At 43.3% G+C, this 19756-nt stretch carries 18 protein-coding genes; 9 read left to right on the top strand and 9 right to left on the bottom strand.

Annotated features, from left to right (window positions below; all coding sequences use genetic code 11):
* Positions 1–9: 9 nt before the first annotated feature.
* From H150_RS0103250 to H150_RS13620, 6 genes are all read right to left on the bottom strand, one after another.
* The gene (locus H150_RS0103250; protein ID WP_019957616.1) at positions 10–606 is read right to left on the bottom strand and encodes a hypothetical protein; all 597 of its coding nucleotides are present in this window, start codon (positions 604–606) and stop codon (positions 10–12) included.
* A gap of 46 nt (positions 607–652) precedes the next feature.
* Positions 653–1228: a hypothetical protein gene (locus tag H150_RS0103245; protein WP_019957615.1), complete on the bottom strand. Its 576-nt coding sequence runs from the start codon at positions 1226–1228 to the stop codon at positions 653–655.
* A 93-nt stretch (positions 1229–1321) separates the two neighbouring features.
* Positions 1322–2965, bottom strand: a complete 1644-nt coding sequence (gene aceF, locus H150_RS0103240) for a dihydrolipoyllysine-residue acetyltransferase (RefSeq protein WP_019957614.1) — start codon at positions 2963–2965, stop codon at positions 1322–1324.
* Between the two features lie 71 nt (positions 2966–3036).
* Complete coding sequence (gene aceE, locus H150_RS0103235) at positions 3037–5712, bottom strand: pyruvate dehydrogenase (acetyl-transferring), homodimeric type (RefSeq protein ID WP_019957613.1); 2676 nt, start codon at positions 5710–5712, stop codon at positions 3037–3039.
* Positions 5713–6188: 476 nt separating this feature from the next.
* Complete coding sequence (locus H150_RS0103225) at positions 6189–6830, bottom strand: Smr/MutS family protein (RefSeq protein ID WP_019957611.1); 642 nt, start codon at positions 6828–6830, stop codon at positions 6189–6191.
* An 11-nt stretch (positions 6831–6841) separates the two neighbouring features.
* Positions 6842–7603, bottom strand: coding sequence for a SanA/YdcF family protein (locus tag H150_RS13620; protein ID WP_019957610.1), 762 nt, complete (start codon positions 7601–7603; stop codon positions 6842–6844).
* A 662-nt stretch (positions 7604–8265) separates the two neighbouring features.
* Here H150_RS13620 and H150_RS0103210 point away from each other — a divergent pair.
* The 4 genes from H150_RS0103210 to H150_RS0103195 all read left to right on the top strand — a co-directional run bounded on the left by H150_RS0103210 (position 8266) and on the right by H150_RS0103195 (position 12711).
* Positions 8266–9015: a gamma-glutamyl-gamma-aminobutyrate hydrolase family protein gene (locus H150_RS0103210; protein WP_019957608.1), complete on the top strand. Its 750-nt coding sequence runs from the start codon at positions 8266–8268 to the stop codon at positions 9013–9015.
* A 73-nt stretch (positions 9016–9088) separates the two neighbouring features.
* The gene (locus tag H150_RS0103205; protein WP_019957607.1) at positions 9089–10423 is read left to right on the top strand and encodes a glutamine synthetase family protein; all 1335 of its coding nucleotides are present in this window, start codon (positions 9089–9091) and stop codon (positions 10421–10423) included.
* A 64-nt stretch (positions 10424–10487) separates the two neighbouring features.
* Positions 10488–11852 carry an aspartate aminotransferase family protein gene (locus tag H150_RS0103200; protein WP_019957606.1) on the top strand — a complete coding sequence of 455 codons (1365 nt, stop codon included), beginning with the start codon at positions 10488–10490 and terminating at the stop codon, positions 11850–11852.
* A 283-nt stretch (positions 11853–12135) separates the two neighbouring features.
* The gene (locus tag H150_RS0103195) at positions 12136–12711 is read left to right on the top strand and encodes an Ail/Lom family outer membrane beta-barrel protein (RefSeq protein ID WP_019957605.1); all 576 of its coding nucleotides are present in this window, start codon (positions 12136–12138) and stop codon (positions 12709–12711) included.
* A gap of 75 nt (positions 12712–12786) precedes the next feature.
* Here the strand turns inward: H150_RS0103195 and H150_RS0103190 are convergent, their stop codons facing one another.
* Complete coding sequence (locus H150_RS0103190; protein WP_019957604.1) at positions 12787–13680, bottom strand: LysR substrate-binding domain-containing protein; 894 nt, start codon at positions 13678–13680, stop codon at positions 12787–12789.
* 108 nt (positions 13681–13788) lie between these two features.
* On the opposite strand from H150_RS0103190, the gene H150_RS0103185 reads away from it, so the two are divergent.
* Positions 13789–14226, top strand: coding sequence for a PACE efflux transporter (locus tag H150_RS0103185; protein WP_019957603.1), 438 nt, complete (start codon positions 13789–13791; stop codon positions 14224–14226).
* Positions 14227–14289: 63 nt separating this feature from the next.
* Here the strand turns inward: H150_RS0103185 and ispZ are convergent, their stop codons facing one another.
* Positions 14290–14871 carry a septation protein IspZ gene (gene ispZ / locus H150_RS0103180; protein WP_019957602.1) on the bottom strand — a complete coding sequence of 194 codons (582 nt, stop codon included), beginning with the start codon at positions 14869–14871 and terminating at the stop codon, positions 14290–14292.
* Between the two features lie 264 nt (positions 14872–15135).
* Between ispZ and H150_RS0103175 the strand changes: the two genes are divergently transcribed.
* Positions 15136–15600 carry a hypothetical protein gene (locus H150_RS0103175; RefSeq protein WP_019957601.1) on the top strand — a complete coding sequence of 155 codons (465 nt, stop codon included), beginning with the start codon at positions 15136–15138 and terminating at the stop codon, positions 15598–15600.
* 65 nt (positions 15601–15665) lie between these two features.
* On the opposite strand, the gene purM is transcribed toward H150_RS0103175, so the two are convergent.
* Positions 15666–16703 (bottom strand): phosphoribosylformylglycinamidine cyclo-ligase, encoded by a 1038-nt coding sequence (gene purM, locus H150_RS0103170; RefSeq protein WP_019957600.1) that lies wholly within the window; start codon positions 16701–16703, stop codon positions 15666–15668.
* 50 nt (positions 16704–16753) lie between these two features.
* Here purM and H150_RS15075 point away from each other — a divergent pair, with 50 nt between their 5' ends.
* The 3 genes from H150_RS15075 to H150_RS0103160 all read left to right on the top strand — a co-directional run bounded on the left by H150_RS15075 (position 16754) and on the right by H150_RS0103160 (position 19677).
* Positions 16754–16894 carry a hypothetical protein gene (locus H150_RS15075; protein ID WP_155970388.1) on the top strand — a complete coding sequence of 47 codons (141 nt, stop codon included), beginning with the start codon at positions 16754–16756 and terminating at the stop codon, positions 16892–16894.
* A gap of 234 nt (positions 16895–17128) precedes the next feature.
* A complete protein-coding gene (locus tag H150_RS0103165) occupies positions 17129–17998 on the top strand; it encodes a DUF2797 domain-containing protein (RefSeq protein ID WP_019957599.1) in 870 nt (289 codons plus the stop codon).
* Between the two features lie 173 nt (positions 17999–18171).
* Positions 18172–19677, top strand: a complete 1506-nt coding sequence (locus H150_RS0103160) for an ATP-dependent nuclease (protein ID WP_019957598.1) — start codon at positions 18172–18174, stop codon at positions 19675–19677.
* Positions 19678–19756 lie beyond the last annotated feature (79 nt).

Genomic DNA, 19756 nt, shown 5'->3' with positions numbered 1-19756 from the left:
CATTTGTATTCAATTTTTCGGCACCAAAATACTGTTTGGTTGTTGATTCCTGCGCCGGTAATAAGTCATCAATAATTGTTCAAATTGCGGTTTGCTGTAATCTTTCACTCGGTTTACCAACATTTGCGAACTGGTTTGCTTGTATTTTCGATACACATCACGTTGTTTTTCACCTATTGGATATTGTTCTTTGACATAAAGATACTTGCTACCTGTATAAAAATGCAAAGTTACCGAAGCATAAACTTCTACCTGAATGGCTGCGACATTTTCCCATGCAAGATGGTAAGAAAGCGGTCTGTAAAGCGTCTGTACACAAATGCCTTCAGTGTTCAAAAACACATATCGAGGTGCTGCCAATATTCCTATATAAAAGCAGTAAAAACAACCAAACAACAATACCGACCAAAACACCAAAAAAAACAACGCCAATAACACTGCCCAACTGCCATGGATCAAAGCCATCCACACCGTCCCAACATGAAAAGCAGTCATGTAGGCGGGAATCGCTGAAAATGCGATGAGAATCACAACCGCCCAACAAAGACAAAAGTAATGCGTCCATGAAAATTCAATCACAGTGGCTTCGTTGGTGTCTAAAGTCATCCGCAAACCTCATGTAAAGCAGTGTTATGACATCCGCTCCGCTCTATCAGATTGCCTTGTCAGGAGCATACAAATTAAAATGGTATTGTAATAAATTCAACCACTCATACTCGTTATAGCCGACCATTTTTTTGGGCAACTTATGTTGGAAAACATCATTTCGATTGGGCTGATAATAGTTCTGACGCTGCCAGTACTCATAATCATAAGTCTGCGTCTGATACCAATAGCGATAACCCTTACAATAACGTATTTCCACCGATGAAGATGTGTGTTGAATAGCAACGATGTCTTCCCATTTGAATAAATGAGAGTTGCGTTTGTAAAACCTTTCTATCCAAATACCATGCTTATCGATATGAATCGCCGTCGCTGTATCTGCACAAACTTTACCCATGGCATACACAAAAAACCACAATAATAAAGCCCAGACAATCAAGATGACACTCACCCCAATTGCCATAGAGCTCCTCATGCTGAAAACAATGTATGCAAACAATGCTGTTCTGCAAAAAATAATGCAAGTCGGTATCGCTAAAAACAACAGCACCACGCCTACGCAACCATATTCAGAACGCTTAAAAGCCACTTTAATGACCGTATCTGAATCAAGTTGCATCATCTGCCCAATCCCATTCACTTAAGAAACACGATTAACATTCAGCGAAACCATCTGATAAGCGTCCTGTAAACTTTTACAGGACGCTTATCAGTCTTACAAAATCACACGGCGGAAGTCTGCCAACAATTGTGCGATGAACACAGTGAAACGCATGCCTGCCGCACCATCAATCACACGGTGATCAAACGACAATGACAATGGGCACATCAAACGTGGTGCAAACTCCTTGCCATTCCAAACAGGTTTCATTTGTGATTTGCACACGCCCAAAATCGCCACTTCAGGAGCGTTCACAATCGGTGTGAAGCCTGTGCCACCAATGCCGCCCAATGAAGAAATGGTAAAGCAAGCACCCTGCATTTCTTGCGGTTTGAGTTTGCCTTCACGCGCTTTTTTCGACAATTCAGCCAATTCTTGTGAAATTTCTTTCAAGCCTTTTTTGTCCGCATCTTTGATGACAGGCACGACCAAACCGTTAGGCGTGTCGGCAGCGAAACCAATGTTGAAGTATTTTTTCAACACCAAATTGTCACCATCCAAAGACGAGTTGAACTCAGGGAATTGTTTCAAGGCCACCACAGAGGCTTTGATGATGAAGGCCAAAGGCGACACTTTCACGCCTTCGCGTTCCCATTCTTTGTTGATGGTTTTGCGGAACTCTTCCAATTCGGTCATGTCCGCGTCTTCATTCACGGTCACGTGTGGAATCATCACCCAGTTGCGCGACAAATTTTGACCTGAAATTTTCTTAATACGGCTCAAAGGCTGAACTTCGACCTCACCGAACTTAGAAAAATCAATTTTAGGCCATGGCAACAAATCCAAACCACCGCCCAAAGACGCTCCCGCTGTGGCCGCAGGCACGCTGCCTGTCGCCATAAAACCTTTGACAAATGATTTGATGTCTTCCTTGGTAATGCGACCCTTGGCACCAGAACCCTTAACACGACCCAAATCCACGCCCAATTCACGCGCAAATTTGCGACTAGAAGGGCCTGCATGGGCTTTAGAGAAACCTGCTTCATCCACGGCTGCTGTCGATTGCAAAATCGTGCTTGAAGCGGCCACAGGTGGGTTGTTAGCAGGTGTCACCGTTGGTGCGGGCGCAGCAACAGGTGTTGCCACCGCCACAGGTGCCGAAACCACAGGCGCAACAGGTGCTGCTGTTTGAGATGATGTCGCAATCACAATAATGGCTTTGCCTTGGCTGACTTTGTCACCCACTTTGACATTCACCGCTGTGATGGTACCCGCTACTGTAGATGGCACATCCATGGTCGCTTTGTCGGTTTCCAAAGTGATCAAGGTTTCATCCAACGCAACCGTATCACCCACTTTCACAGGCACATCAATCACGTCCACATTTTCATGTCCGCCAATATCAGGCACTTCAATGCTCACTTCAGCAGCAGCCGAAGTTGAAACTGCTGCGGCTGCTTCAGCCACGGGAGCTTGGGTTGGGGCTGCAGCAGGTGGTGAAGGCTCAGCAACGGCTTCGCCACTTTCAATCAACACAATCACGCTGCCTTCAGAGATTTTGTTACCCACAGCCACTTTGATGTCTTTGACCACACCAGCCACATCAGTGGGAACGTCCATCGTTGCTTTGTCCGTTTCCAACGTGATCAAGGTTTCATCCACTGCCACGGTGTCGCCTACTTTGACTGACACATCAATCACATCCACATTTTCATGTCCGCCAATGTCTGGCACTTTGATTTCTACGATTTGACCCATCGAGATATTCCTTTAACGCTTAGCTCACTAAAGAGGCGTCCTGTAAATGTTTACAGGACGCAAGCCATTGATTAACGCAACCAGCTAGGGATCGCTTCGGCATCAATACCGTATTTGTCGATAGCCAAAGCCACTTGTTCTTTGCCAATCTTGCCTTCATTGGCCAAGCCATTCAAAGCGGCCACCACCACATGGTAACGGTCTACTTCAAAGAAGCGGCGCAAGTTAGCGCGAGAATCCGAGCGACCGAAGCCATCCGTGCCCAACACAGTGAAGTCAGCATCAATACCAGCACGAACACGGTCTGCAAACGAACGAATGTAATCGGTTGCCGCCACCACAGGACCTTCATGACCTTCTAATTGCGTGGTGATGAATGGCACTTTTTGCTCGCCTGTTGGGTGTAAACGGTTATAACGCAACACTTCTTGCAAATCACGATTCACCAAGTTAAATGACGTCACGCTCCAAATATCCGCATCAATATTGAAATCTTGTTTCAACAATTCTGCACCGCGAATCACTTCTTCCAAAATCACGCCTGAACCCATCAACTGTACTTTATGGTGTCCCGTGCCTTCAGCAGCTTGCAACAAATACATGCCTTTGAGCAAATCGGCTTTGACTTTTTCACCTTCTGGCAACGCTGGGTGTTTGTAGTTTTCGTTCATCACAGTCAAGTAGTAGAACACATCCTCATGTTCGTCATACATGCGACGCAAACCGTCCTGAACAATCACTGCCAATTCGTAAGCATAGGTTGGATCGTAAGAGATGCAATTTGGAATCAAGTCGGCCTGAATTTGACTGTGACCATCTTCGTGTTGCAAACCCTCACCGTTCAAAGTCGTGCGACCTGCGGTTGCACCCAACAAGAAACCTTTGGCACGCAAATCGCCCGCCGCCCAAGCCAAATCACCCACACGTTGGAAACCAAACATAGAGTAATAAATGTAGAATGGAATCATCGCGTAATTGCTGTTGGCGTAACTCGTTGCCGCCGCAATCCAAGAGCTCATCGCACCAGGCTCGTTAATGCCTTCTTGCAACATTTGACCTGATTCAGATTCTTTGTAGAACATCAATTGATCAGCATCTTGTGGCGTGTATTTTTGACCTTTAGGGTTCCAAATACCGTATTGACGGAACATGCCTTCCATACCAAAAGTACGGCTTTCGTCTGGCACAATCGGCACCACACGTTTGCCAATTTGCTTGTCTTTGAGCAAAGTACCCATGATACGAACAATGGCCATGGTGGTAGAGAATTCACGGTCACCTGAAGCTTTCAACTGTGCATCAAAAGCATCCAACGATGGTACTACCAATGGCGTTTTGTTCGCTTGACGGCTAGGCAAATAACCATTCAAAGCCTGACGACGCTCATGCAAGTATTGGATTTCAGGACTGTCGTCAGCTGGTTTGAAGTAAGGCACTTCACCTGCTTCCAATTGCGCATCGCTCACAGGAATGCTGAAACGGTCGCGGAATTTTTTCAGTGATTCCACATCCATTTTTTTGGCTTGATGCGCAATGTTCTGACCTTCGCCAGATGCACCCATGCCATAGCCTTTGATGGTTTTCGCCAAAATCACAGTCGGGCGACCATTAGCATTGGTGGTCGCTTCGTGGTATGCCGCATACACTTTATGAGGATCATGACCACCACGGTTCAACGCCCAAATTTCTTCATCTGACCAATTGGCAACCATGGCTTTGAGTTCTGGGTAGGCGCCGAAGAATTTCTCACGCACATATGCACCATCTTTGGATTTGAAAGTTTGGTAATCACCATCCAAACAATCTGCCATGCGTTGCTTCAAGAAATTGTCTTTGTCTTGAGCGAGCAATGGATCCCAACGACCGCCCCAAATCACTTTCAATACATTCCAACCTGAACCGCGGAAATCACCTTCTAATTCTTGAATGATTTTGCCGTTACCACGCACAGGACCATCCAAGCGTTGCAAGTTACAATTGACCACAAAAATCAAGTTGTCCAAACCTTCGCGTGCGGCCAAAGCAATGGCACCCATGCTTTCAGGCTCGTCCATTTCGCCGTCGCCACAGAACACCCAAACTTTACGACCTTTGGTGCGTGCCAAACCACGAGATTCTAAGTATTTCAAGAAACGCGCTTGGTAAATGCCCATCAATGGACCTAAACCCATAGATACGGTTGGGAATTGCCAGAAATCAGGCATCAACCAAGGATGTGGATAAGACGACAAGCCATTGCCATCCACTTCTTGACGGAAGCTGTCTAGTTGCTCTTCGCTCAAACGACCTTCTAAGAAAGCACGTGCATACACGCCTGGTGCCAAGTGACCTTGAATGAAAACCAAGTCACCGTCTTCGTTTTCATTAGAAGCTTTCCAAAAGTGGTTAAAACCCACATCGTACAAAGTCGCTGCCGATTGATAAGAAGCGATGTGACCGCCCAATTCCAAATCTTTTTTACCCGCACGCAACACCACTGCTGCCGCATTCCAACGAATGATAGAACGCAAGCGGTGTTCTAATTCGTGATTGCCTGGCGACTTCACTTCTTTGCCTGTAGGGATGGTATTCAAATAAGCCGTTGTAGCGCTAAAAGGCAAATGTACGCCAGTACGACGTACTTCACGTACCAAGCGCTGCAAAATGTAATGTGCACGCTCAGGACCTTCATGTTTTAAAACCGATGCTAAAGAATCCAACCACTCTTGGGTTTCAATTGGATCTACATCTTTGAATTGCTCAGTCATATTTTATCCTTCAGCACTCAAAATATTCAAAAAACAACATTTTTCAAAAACCAGCTAGTGATATTCTATATTGAAAATAAAACAGTTCGTTTTCGTTCGATTTGTTACAAATGAGTATGCCATGAATACGGAATATATTTTTCAGTTTAAATTCAAAGAACTTAAGCTTTTATATGGCGTCAAAAAACTTTTGATGCACCGCAACATACTGTATTTTCAGAATTATCCTAGCAGCAATTTCCCACTCAAGCAATTGCTAAGTAAGCAGTTCAATCTAAAAAAAACTTGCTTATATTTGTCAATTTATAAGATTTTCACTATTGAATGAAAAAGAAAATGAACAAAATGAAACACATGGATATTATTAACATTTAAATAAAATTGAATCCAGATTCATATTTATTCATCAAAAAAAATAATCTGCCTGATTCATTCATGCAGATTATTCGTTTTTGTTCAAAACCGCTGTTTTATCTTCATTCAGTCTCATCCCTCCAGACTCTTTTTAACAAGATTAAAACCGCACCATCATTATTCACATGAGGCTCTGTATACGCCAAAACCTCAGGATGTTGCATCAACCAACGTCTCACCATATTTTTCAGTACAGGCGCAAAACCACGAGAGCCCAAACCACTGCCATGAATGATTTCACCGCAAGTACCATATTGACGCACATAATCAATAAATTCATTCAATACTTCTTGCGCTTCTTCCAAAGAATAACCATGCAAATCCAAAGTCGAAATCACCCGCAATTTACCTGACAACAATTTTTCAATGTCTTTGCGACCTTGACCGCCCTTAGAAAACTGCTTTGGTGGCGTCTCATCGGCTTCTTGACTGACATAGAAATAATGGTCTTTTTCTGCCAAATCCATGCGCTCGCTGCGCACACGCGTCGGCGTTTTGTCCACATAGCGTGGTGCACGATTAGGATCTTTCAAGCGCGTCACACCCGCCATGGCTTTGTCAAAGTCAAATACTTCGGCTTCTTTTTCTGCCTTTAAGATTGCCAATTTTTGCTGCTGCTCTTGCACTTGCTCAACTTTGGACTGTTTTCCCAAAGTTTCTAATAATTTTTTAAAGTCTTCCATCATCTGTTTTTCTACCATCATCCATATTGCGGCTAAGACAAAGCGGCCTCTGTCTCTTTTTGTTCATCCAGCTGTTCCACATCGTTTTGAGTATCATGATTTAAGCATGCTTCTTTGGGAGCATCCTCATTCGATTTTTCAACACCATTTGTTTGAACATCATCAGTCTTTGTTGTCGTTAATGATGCACTCACAGGCGCATGAATGCGACCTGTTAACAATTCCCAACCCAAACGCATACGGGCAAAACGCTCACGCACTTGCACTTTCAGGCCGCTTTCCACATCACGCGCATTATAAGCATGCGCCCGCACATTCAAATGGTGCGCCAATATCATCGAACGCTGGTTGTGAAACGCTTGTGAAATAATCAACCAATCGTCCATCAAACCTTGGCTTTGGGCATACAACACACTGTTCAAAGTCCGCTCGCCGCCTTTGTCCATCACAATACACATCGCAGGCACGCCCATCGTCTGCAAATCATAACGCATGGCTTCAGGCTCGCTATAATCTTCACCATTGTCCGTACCCGACACCACCACCACATCAATTTTACCTTGTTGGTATAACAGCGCCGCCGCTTCAATTCGGTATTTATAATAATGATTCACCGCACCATTGGCCAAAACGGGCGCCGTACCCAAGACCAAACCATAACGGTGGTAAGGCACATCCTCCACATCATCGTAAATATCCTTTCGGTGGCGCCATGTCACCCAACTGTCCCAAGCTGCTAACGTCCCTGCCAACACCACACCAGTTCCCACCAAAGCTTTGTAACGTTTTTTCATCCAAATCCCTTTTTCAAGTCAACTGAGTCGTTAAAATCGTCTTAGCCAAGTTAAGCTTTTGCTCACTGAATTCTGCCAAACAACATGAAACCACAGCTTGCCATCTTTTGACTAGAAGCAATCATGGCAAAATACAATATTAACATCTTAAACAAAAAATACCTGATTCTCAGACACAAGCGTCCTGTAAACCAGATAACAATACAAATTGCCTCTATAAATACCAGCCATACTCAAAAAACAATCACTTATTTCACCCAAACAAGCAATCTTTAAAATACAAACAATCTCTTTTCAAATCAAAGCTTAAAAAACACCTTTCATTAAAATTGAATTTTAATTAAAAAAATAATGGCTATCTTAACCAAAGACGAAATCATTCAAAAAACTCAAAATAGGCTCAAATCATACCCAACAACATTCCACATAAACAATCCAGCCAACCCAACCATTTGATGACCATACCAAAACAGCAAATTGTTGCATTGCACCGCTTTGACTCACAAAAAATATTTTCAATTCCCCCCTTGCCAAGCCTCAAATGCCGTGTGATAGTAAAGGCAGGTTCATACACAATATGCCGCGTCGGGTGTCCAGTGAACCGTTTATTTAGTGTTGGTGAATGGACATACGGTGCGGAAAAACAATCTTAGGAGCGCATTATGCGTAGACCTGTCATCGGCATCCCTTGTGATGTCAAATTTGTTGGTAGAGCGGATTTTCATGCCGCTGGTGAAAAATACATTGCTGCTGTACAAGGCGCTGTCGGCGATGTGGTGTTGCTGCCTGCTTGGGGCGACTTAGAAATCTTAAAACGTTTGTTGCCGCAACTAGACGGCATCTTCCTAACAGGCTCATTGTCCAATGTCCAACCACATTTGTACGGCAGCGACTTGGATGATGCCAATACCTTACTCGATGCCAAACGTGATCAAACCACTTTGCCATTGATTGAACATGTTTTAGACATCGGCATGCCTTTGTTTGGCGTGTGTCGTGGTTTTCAAGAAATGAATGTGGCTTTAGGCGGCACCTTGTATCAAAAAGTACAAGAAGTGGCAGGTTTCATGGACCACAGAGAGCCCGATAGCCTAGACCATGAAGTTCTTTATGCCGATGCCCACGATGTTCAATTGGTGCCTGGCAGCCATCTACAACAATGGATGAATGGCATCCATGTCACAACCGTCAATTCCTTGCATCAGCAAGGCATCCAAGATTTATCCCCTCGTTTGACTGCTGAAGCACATGCCCCTGATGGCTTAATTGAAGCCTTTCGTGTGACAGATGCCAAAACTTTTGCGTATGCAGTGCAATGGCATCCTGAATGGAAATACACTGAAAAAGCCGCTTCTGTCGCTTTATTCAAAGCATTTGCCGAAGCTTGTGAGCAATATGCCAGCACCAAATGAGTTTTCCACCCCAAGCCTGTAAACAGGCCTTGATTCAAAGGAATCACAGCTAATGTAAACCAAGGACTTTTGTATGTATGACCAAATATTTGACTGGCTCAAAGAACACAGAATCACCGAAGTAGAATGCATCGTTCCTGATATTTCAGGTGTTGCCCGTGGCAAAATTTTACCCAAAGACAAATTCATTTCAGAGCCTGAAATGCGTTTGCCTGAAGCGGTATTGTTGCAAACGGTAACGGGGGAATTTCCTGATGTAGGCATCATGGACATGACCGACCCTGATATGGAATTGCGCCCTGATGTTGACAGCTTGCGCATCGTACCTTGGGCAACCGATCCCACCGCTCAATTGGTATTCGACTGTTTCTCTTCTGATGGCATTCCAGTGGAAACCGCACCACGTACCGTTTTGCGCCGTGTATTGAAACTGTATGAAGAGTTGGGTTATACCCCTGTGGTAGCACCTGAAATGGAATTTTATTTGGTGTCTCCCAATCCTGACCCAGACATTCCTTTGATTCCACCAGTAGGTCGTACAGGCCGCTCAGAGTTTGGTCGTCGCTCTTACGCCATTGATGCGGTGAATGAATTCGATCCGTTGTTTGAAGAGATTTATGACTATTGTCATGCCCAAAACTTGGAAGTGGATACGTTGATTCACGAAGTCGGTGCGGCGCAAATGGAAATCAACTTCTTACATGGCGATGCTTTGGATTTGGCTGACCAAGTATTTTTGTTCAAACGCACCGTACGCGAAGCGGCTTTTAACCACAAAATGTACGCAACCTTCATGGCCAAACCAATGGAAGGTGAGCCTGGCAGCGCCATGCACATTCACCAAAGTTTGACGTGCAATAAAACCGGCAAAAATGCGTTTTCCAATGAAGATGGTTCGCCTTCGGAAATTTTCTTCTATTTCATTGCCGGTTTACAAAAATACTTGCCTGAAGCGATGCCGTTTTTTGCGCCTTACGTGAACTCATTCCGTCGCTTGACCAAATACACAGCAGCACCCACCAATGTGGAATGGGGTTATGACAATCGTACGGTTGGTTTGCGTGTACCGCGCTCAAGCCCACAAGGCCGACGTGTGGAAAACCGTTTACCCGGTGTCGATTGCAACCCTTATTTGGTTTTGGCATGCTCTTTGGCGTGTGGTTTGTTGGGCATCCAGCAAAAACTGCAACCTTCGGCACCCAACTCAAGCAATGCCTATGAATTGCCATTTCAGTTTCCAGTGACGCCTGAAGAGTCAATTGACCGCTTGCGTGCCTGTACTGAAATCCAAGAAATTTTAGGCAAACGTTTTGTAGAAATGTATATCGGTATCAAAGAATCTGAAATTGCCGAATATTTCCGCGTGATTAGCCCATGGGAGCGAAAATTCTTATTGCTATATGTATAAAAAATCAACAATAAGAATTTTCGCTACAACCAGTCATAAAATGAATATTGATAAGGAAATTAACATGACCAATACCACTTTGAATGCAACTGCCAACCATTTACATCCATTTTCTGACAACCAACAATTGAAAGAAAAAGGTGTGCGCGTCATCACCAAAGCCGATGGCATTTATATCTACGACGATGCAGGCAATAAAATCATCGATGGTATGGCAGGTTTGTGGTGTGTGAACATCGGTTACGGTCGCAAAGAATTGGCAGACATTGCCCGTGACCAAATGAATGAATTGGCGTATTACAACACATTCTTCAAAACCTCACACCCTGCGGTGATTAATTTATCTGCCAAATTGGCCAGCATCGCGCCTGCAGGCTTTAACCATGTGTTTTACACAGGTTCAGGTTCTGAATCGGTGGATTCAATGATACGCATGGTGCGCCATTATTGGGATTCAGTGGGCAAACCATCGAAAAAAACCTTAATCGGTCGTTGGAATGGCTATCACGGTTCAACCATCGGTGGCGTGAGCATGGGCGGCATGAAAGGCATGCACAAACAAGGTGGCTTCCCAATTGAAGGCATTGTACACATCGAACAACCTTGGTTTTATGGCTTGCATGAAGAAGGCGAAACGGCTGAGCAATTCGGTATTCGTGCAGCCAATTGGTTAGAAGAAAAAATCTTGGAAATCGGTGCGGACAATGTCGCCGCATTTGTGGGCGAGCCGATTCAAGGTGCAGGTGGCGTGATTATTCCACCATCAACATACTGGCCACGCATCCAAGAAATCTGTCAAAAATACGATATTTTGTTGGTCGCCGATGAAGTGATTTGTGGTTTTGGTCGTACAGGCGAATGGTTTGGTCACGAAACATTTGGTTTCCAACCTGATATTTTCACCACTGCCAAAGGCTTGTCTTCAGGCTACTTGCCTATCGGTGCGGTGTTTGTCGGTGACAAAGTCGTTGAAGGCATCTTAAAAGGCGGCGATTTCAACCACGGTTTTACTTACGCAGGTCATCCTGTGGCAGCGGCGGTGGCTTTGAAAAACGTGGAAATTTTAGATGATGAAGGCATCATCAAAAACGTCCACGACAAAACAGGTCCTTACATGCAAGCCAAATGGCGTGAAATGTTGTCACAATTCAAATACGTGGACGATGTGCGTGGCGTAGGCTTGATTCAAGGCTTCACTTTAGTCAAAAACAAAGCCACTCGTGAAATGTTCCCGAACGAAGGCGAAACCGGCACGATGTTGCGCGATATTTTCTTCAGCAACAATTTGATCATGCGCGCTTGTGGCGACCACATCGTTGCATCGCCTCCTTTGACCATTACCAAAGAAGAAATCGATTTGATGCTTGCTACCGCTGAAAAATGCTTACAAGAATTTGAAACGGCAATGGACTCCAAACTAGGCGCATAATTTTTCAGTATTTGAATCCTTACAAGCGTCCTGTAAATGTTTACAGGACGCTTTTTTCATCCACACCATTTTCACACTCTTTTGCACAATTTCAATTTGAAAATCACTTTTCAAATGAATTAAAACAAACTCACACCAAAAACACATAAACACATGGGTTTTGACTTAGCTTAACCCAAGTTATCTTGCTCCCAAACCAACCCAAGTTTATTGTCAAAAAACACTGTTGCAAGGCTCAATTGAACCCTGACACAGTGGCTTTGACACAGAATAGGAGTTTTCTATGCGCTTCATACCCACTCTTTTATTGACCAGCGGCTTAGGCTTGATTGCGATGAATGCACAAGCACAAGATGCCCAAGGCAATCCCAATACCACTGTTTCCATCGGTTACAGTCACGGTAAGATTTCAGGCGCAGACAAATTAAACGGTGTAACTGCCAAATACAATTACCAATTTGACCAACAACCTTGGGGCGTGATGACCAATCTCACTTACATGGGTGGCAAACAAAGAAACAACATCACATCGAGTAACCAGTTGTATGAAAACGATGTGGATATAGACTATTACTCAGCAGGCGTGGGACCTAGCTATCGCATCAATCCCAATGTCAACGTCTATGGCGTGGTTGGTGTCGCCAAAGCGGACACCAAAGGCACTCAAAAACAAAACCGCACAGGCAGAATTTACAATATCGACAACAAAGACACCAACGTGATGTATGGCGCAGGCGTGCAATACAATCCCGCTCCCAATTGGTCGGTCGATGTCGGCTATGAAAGCTCACGCGTCAACGATGGCTACGACAAACGCAGCATGAATGCATTCAATGTGGGCGTGGGTTATCGTTTTTAATATCACCCTGCTTTAAAATGTCACAAGCGTCCTGTAAAGGTTTACAGGACGCTTGTGACATTCAATATTTTGATATTATGTTTTTTGCAAATACGCTTGCTCTTGCAACCACTTCAACCATGTCGCTACCGCCGTATGTCGCTGTCGTGCCAAACGATACACCGCATAATAAGACTCATGCCACACCAAGCTGTGTTGTGGAAATATGGGTCTGAGCAAACCTTGTTCTACCGTTTTAGAAACCAAAGCATCGCTGGCCAACACCAAGCCATAGCCAGCAATCGCTGCTTGTATTGCATCATTTTCTGTATCAAACACCCGCGTCTGCCCCACTTGCACGCCCAAATGCGCATATTTCTCTAACCACACCCGCCAATTCATGGCTTGGTAAACACAATCATCAGATTGAATCGCAATCACATTCACCGCATCTTGCCAATAAAAATGAGGCGAAGCATACACGCTCATGCTTTCTGCGAACAATGGTTCATAACCGAATTGCGCATCAAACGCCTCTTGCTCAGGCAAACAGCGCAAAAACACATCAATATTCAAATCAGAATCAGGCAAACGCCATTCGCCACTGGTCAATAAACGCACGTCAATATCAGGATATTGGCGGTAAAAATCGCCCAAACGTGGAATCAACCACAAACTCGCCATCGTGGTAGGCATTTGCACACACACGCTCAAAGCCCTTTTTTCAGGGCGCAATGTTTGTATGCCCGCTTGCAAATCAAACAAACTGCGGTGACACACTTCATACAATTGCGCCCCTATTGCGGTTAACACAATTTGATTGGCATGTCGCTCCCACAAATTCAATTGTAGGTGTTGCTCTAATTTTTTCAATTGCTGTGATACCGCTGCAGGGGTCACAAACAATTCTTGCGCTGCCAGCTTAATCTCGCCCAAACGGGCAGTCGCTTCAAACGCACGCAAGGCATTCAAGGGTAAATCTTTGAACATGATTTAGTTTTTCTAATGCTTGAGCAATAAAACTCGTTTGTAAAAACCACTGTATTTTTTTATACTGCTTGTCATTCCAACATATTCATGATTCTAAAAGAGGTTTTTATGCAATTGCAAGGCTTAAAACGCAAAATTGTTCAAGCCATCAGCTACGAAGTTTTAGCGATCATCATGGTATCGCCTTTTGTAGCCACCTTATTTGGTAAAAGTTTATCTAATGCTGCCAGTTTGTCGGTGATTTTGTCTATGTTGGCTTTGTTTTGGAATATGGCTTTCAATTATTTGTTTGAAATGTGGGAAGCCCGCCAAGCAGACACCACCCGTACTTTAAAACGCCGCATTATCCATGCTTTGGGTTTTGAAGCCGGCTTCGGTTTGCTGGTAGTACCGATTACAGCATTTTGGTTGGCGATTTCTTGGCAAGCGGCTTTGGCGACCAACATCGGTTTGATGTTGTTTTTCATGGTGTACCAATTTGGTTTTCAATGGTTGTTTGACAAAACATTTGGCTTGCCAAATTCGGCATTGGTCAACGCCAAATAATCTAAAAAGCGTCCTGTAATTTACAGGACGCTTTTGTATATGCAGACTCAACATCTCAATATATTATTTGATGTCTTTGCGCATAAAACCACGCAAAAACCAAAATTGCGCCACCATAAACACCACCATCACAATCATGTCACCAAAAGCGGTGAACATCGCCCAATATTCCACCCATACAAAGGCAAACAACGCTTGTAAAACCGCCATCAGTGTGAAAAATCCAACCCAAACCCAATTGAGTTTCATCCATTGTTTCGGCGTCATCTCAAAAATTGGACCTAACATTTTTTGGATGCCCGGAGTACCGCCTAAAAACAATGGACTCATCGCCAAGCCAAACGCAAACACCGCATTGATAATCGGTGCTTTCAAACGAATGTAAAAATCGTCTTGGAATGCCATCGTCAAGCCACCAAACACCACCGTCAACACCACCACCAACCACTGGCGTTTTTCCAATGTGAATTTTTGCAACACAAACATCAAGCCATACACAATCAAAGTAGCAATTAATAAGCCTGTCGTCGCTGCAATAATATGCTCGCTGCCCTCGCCCTCAGTCGTTTTATAAATGTAAAAAAAGACAATTAATGGAATCCAATCCAAAAACGGCTTGATAGCATCCAAAGTTTTCGCGTTCATAAACCCAAAGTATTAAAATTTAACAGAGCGCTATTGTAGCCTTAAATGCCGTTTTTGCCGTGAATTAACTGCGTTAATCCAAGCAAAGGATTTGAGACCGCTATGCTATTCGATTTTTTACCACAAAACCCTCACAATTGACCTCTTATCTGCTGACATCTGCAACAAAAATTTATTCATGCGTAGAATGAAACTTAGGCTAAGTTCATGCTTTCTAAATAGCTTTATGCCTGACTCATTTTCTTCCTCAATTAGGGGGTTCTTATGTATAAATTCATCATCTTGGCAGTGATTTTTGGCATAGGAGTACAAATCCCATCCGAATTGCCCACGCCAGCGGTCAACGGTATCCAACTCAATGACAATACAGAAACCGTTTTGTTAGCATTAGGCAATCCTAACGATCAAGACCAATACATTTACAACACTTGCGACCCTGAATCTAACAATATGCAATGGCATTATCCTGGCATGAGCATCACCTTTACCGAGTACCACAAACAACCCATGGTCAGCCAAATTGTCATTTACGATGGCAAATGGGCATTAGGCGGCATTCATTTGCAAGACGATGTTCAACAAGTCAAAGCCTTGTTTGGCGATGCCAATTTCATCCACGACGTCTTGCCATATAACAATCGTGGCGACGCCAGTTGGGAATTCACCATCCGTCACAACCAAGTGGCCAATATTGCTTTGAAACAAGCCTCTTGCAAATCCACTGTTTAAAATCGATGTGCATAAAAAAGCGTCCTGTAAACTGTTACAGGACGCTTTGATTTTGAATCTAAAACTTAAGCCACTTGGGTTTGATGCTCATCGCCTTGACGCTCACGAATCGCGCCCAAACGGTAAACGGTTTCGCCTTGTTCGCTCAAGAATGCTTGTGCACGGTCTGCGTCTTCCGCTGCAACCACAACCACCATACCGATGCCACAGTTAAACGTGCGGTACATTTCTTGTGCCTGAACATTGCCCGCTTGTTGCAACCATTGGAACAATTTTGGCAATTCCCAAGACGCTGCATCGATTTGCGCCACGGTATTTTCAGGCAACACGCGTGGCACGTTTTCAGTGATGCCGCCACCGGTGATGTGCGCCATGCCTTTGATGGTGAATTCTTTCAAAGCCGCCAATACAGGTTTCACATACAAACGAGTCGGTGCCATGATCGCTTGGCGCAAAGTTTTGTCGCCATCAAAGCCGGCTGCATCCAAATCAGGATTGTCGCGCTCAATGATTTTGCGTACCAAAGAATAACCGTTTGAGTGTGCACCGTTAGATGCCAAACCCAACACCACGTCGCCTGCCACGATAGAACGACCATTGATAACTTGGTCTTTTTCCACCACACCAACAGCAAAACCTGCCAAATCGTATTCGCCTTCAGGGTACATGCCTGGCATTTCAGCCGTTTCGCCGCCAATCAATGCACAGCCTGATTCTTCACAACCTTGCGCAATGCCTTTGATGACGTCAGTAGCGCGAGCCACGTCCAATTTGCCGCAAGCGAAATAATCCAAGAAGAACAATGGCTCAGCGCCTTGCACCAAGATATCGTTCACACTCATGGCAACCAAGTCGATGCCGACTGTATCGTGTTTGTCCCAATCAAAAGCCAACTTCAATTTGGTACCCACACCGTCAGTGCCTGACACCAAAACAGGGTTTTGGTATTTCTTGCTGATTTCCACCAACGCACCAAAACCACCCAAATCGCCCAATACTTCAGGACGCATGGTTCGTTTTGCAAACGGCTTGATGTTTTCAACCAATTGATCGCCAGCGTCGATATCGACACCAGCATCGCGATAACTTAAAGAGTCGCTCATGTATGACAGATTCCTAATCCAAATGAGTGCCTAAAGATAGGCGGCTTGAGATGGACTCCATTTTAACCGATTACGCCTCTTATGCACACACCGATAAGATGAATATCTGCAATACTTCTACAACGCAGCAGCAGCAGTTTGATTTTGATAGCAATACGTTTGCTAAAAAACAATGTGACCGCCATCACTAAGCGTCCTGTAAGGTTGACAAGACGCTTAGTAAAATCAGGTCTCACCTCTCAATATTCCATATCCCTAGGCAACGATTAAGAAAACCTACGCCAACATTAAGGGATTCAAACCAATTTTTACGATGGCATCTTGTATAATCTAAACCTTCTATCGGCATCCACCCACACAGCAGCCACACCTCCAAACTAGCTTTTCCAATTCCAAGCTGCTGTCCATTTATAAAAGAGTTTTTTATGCAATATCAAGGCGTATGCCATAAAATGCACACCGATTTGATGTCATCAGACAGCGCATCCAATCCCAGCAAACAACAAGTCCAATACCGCTTTATTTTGGATGAAGCCGTCATCGACACACCATTGGCATTGGGTCAAGAAGTAGAATTGACTTGGACGGGCAATATTTACTGCGTCTCTTGCGGCAAAAAAACGCCCAAATCCTACTCACAAGGGCATTGTTTTAAGTGTTTCAAAACCAAAGCCGCATGTGACATGTGCATCATGAAACCCGAAACCTGCCATTACCATGTCGGCACCTGCCGCGAAGAATCGTTTGCGCAATCGGTATGTTTTCAGCCGCACATTGTCTATTTGGCCAATTCCAGCGCCCTGAAAGTCGGCATCACACGCTTAGGACAAATGCCCACGCGTTGGCTAGACCAAGGCGCAACCCAAGCTTTGCCCATCATGCAAGTCGGTTCGCGCCGTTTGTCAGGCAAACTAGAAGTGATGTTTGGCGAACAAGTTGCCGACAAAACCGATTGGCGCAAATTGCTCAAAGGCGAAGCATCGAGCTTGAATTTGGAAACGGTACGCGACGAATTATTGAACGAGTTTGAGCCGAAAATCGCCGAAATTCGCGATGAGTTTGCGCAAAAATCCGATTTTGAAGAAGGCATCACCATTTTGAATCAAGAAAATATGCGCGAATTTGCCTACCCTGTGAATGTGTATCCTGAAAAAGTCAAATCGCACAATTTGGATAAAACACCTACCGTGCGTGGCAAATTACAAGGCATCAAGGGACAATATTTGCTGCTCGACACAGGCGTGATTAACATTCGCAAATACACGGGTTATGAATTGATTGTGCGTGTGGTTTGAGACGGTTTTTTGATTGTATAGAGTGAATAAGGCGTCCTGTAAAAGTTACAGGACGCCTTTTATAAAAAATTATATTAAATTTTCACAATAAATAACTATTTTAATTAAAATTTTTGACTTTAATAATTATCATGTCATATATTTTTAATTAACAACACAAGGGGGAATTTAATATGTTTATCAAATCGTTAACCATTGAAAACTTCAAAGGCTTTCACTCTACTCACGATTTATCTTTCAATATGCCTGATGGCATTCATGAAGGCAGCGGTCTGAATATTTTTATTGGGGAAAACAATTCTGGTAAATCGACCATTTTTGAAGCTTTGGATTTTTTAAAAGATAGCTCTAGAAAAGAACCTTCTTTAATAGTCAACAAATCTGACCCTAACATTCAGTTGAATGATTTTTCAGTTGAAGTAACATACGTAGGAAATATTAGCGATGTCGTAAACAATTATGTACAAGCAAATAAAATCAACTCTTTTACAAACGCCATCTTTCAATGTCAAAATAATGTCGAACATTTTAGAGTTAAGAGGCAATGGAACCAAGCAACTCCAAATGATATAAAAACGATAAATTTTTGGAATAATACCCAACAAAATTATTCAAATCCATCAGGCATCGATGCGCCATTCAAAAAAATTTATGACAATAATTTTATATGGGCAGATACCAATCCAAGCGATGAAGCAAAATTCGGAGCTTCAACAATATGTGGTTCGCTTTTGAAGGAAATTGCAATTGGGCACTCAAGTACTCCAGAATATGAGGCATTTCAAAGTAATTATCACAATTTATTTAACAATCCAACTTCTGATTTAAGGGTTAAAATCTCTGAAATTGAACAACAAATACAAACCGTTTTTTCATCTCAATTTGGCGATGCTAATATTTCATTTCGCTTTGAAGAATTACAAATAGACAATTTTTTCAAAACAGCTAACATTGTTATTGATGATGGCGTTGAAGTGCCTATGAATGAAAAAGGTCATGGCATGCAAAGAGCCGTCGCTTTGTCTTTACTGCAAGTTTATGCAGAATTAACCTCTACTGCCAACAATACTACTATTTCTAAGCCATTTTATTTGTTTATAGATGAACCTGAAATATGCCTGCATCCAATGGGACAAAAAAAGCTTTTGGATGCCATTATGTTGATTTCAAAAACCAAACAAGTTTTTATCACTACCCACTCACCATTTATTTTGTCATCAACAGAAATTAGAAATGCGGGATTGTTTATTTTGAAAAAAATAAACAATCAAAATACCATTGAAGCTATTAATACATCACCCTTGTTCCCATGGAGTCCTTCTTGGGGTGAGATTAGTTATAAAGCATACAACTTACCTACTGTTGAGTTACACAATGAATTGTATGGTTACTTACAAGAACTAAATAACCTCTATAACAATGTTAAAGTTGACCAATGGCTTAGTGCTCAAGGTATTGCATTAGATAAAACATGGATTAGAGAAAATAAAGGTATTGTACAAAATCCTGAATCAACAACCCTCCAAACATTTATCAGAAATCATGTCCATCACCCTGAAAATGTAACCATGCAAGCCAACAAATATACAGAATCAGAATTAAAGCAATCGATTGAACAAATGATCAATCTTGTTGAGCAGCTAAATGTAACACAGGCTGAAATAGAAACAACTATCTAACTTGTGAAATGAGACAAAATTAATGATAAAAAGCGTCCTGTAAACCTTACAGGACGCCTCTTTCATGCCATCACATCAA

Source organism: Vitreoscilla stercoraria DSM 513 (assembly GCF_000382305.1).
Classification (GTDB): Bacteria; Pseudomonadota; Gammaproteobacteria; order Burkholderiales; family Neisseriaceae; genus Vitreoscilla; species Vitreoscilla stercoraria.
This window is presented reverse-complemented; position numbering and strand designations above follow the sequence as displayed.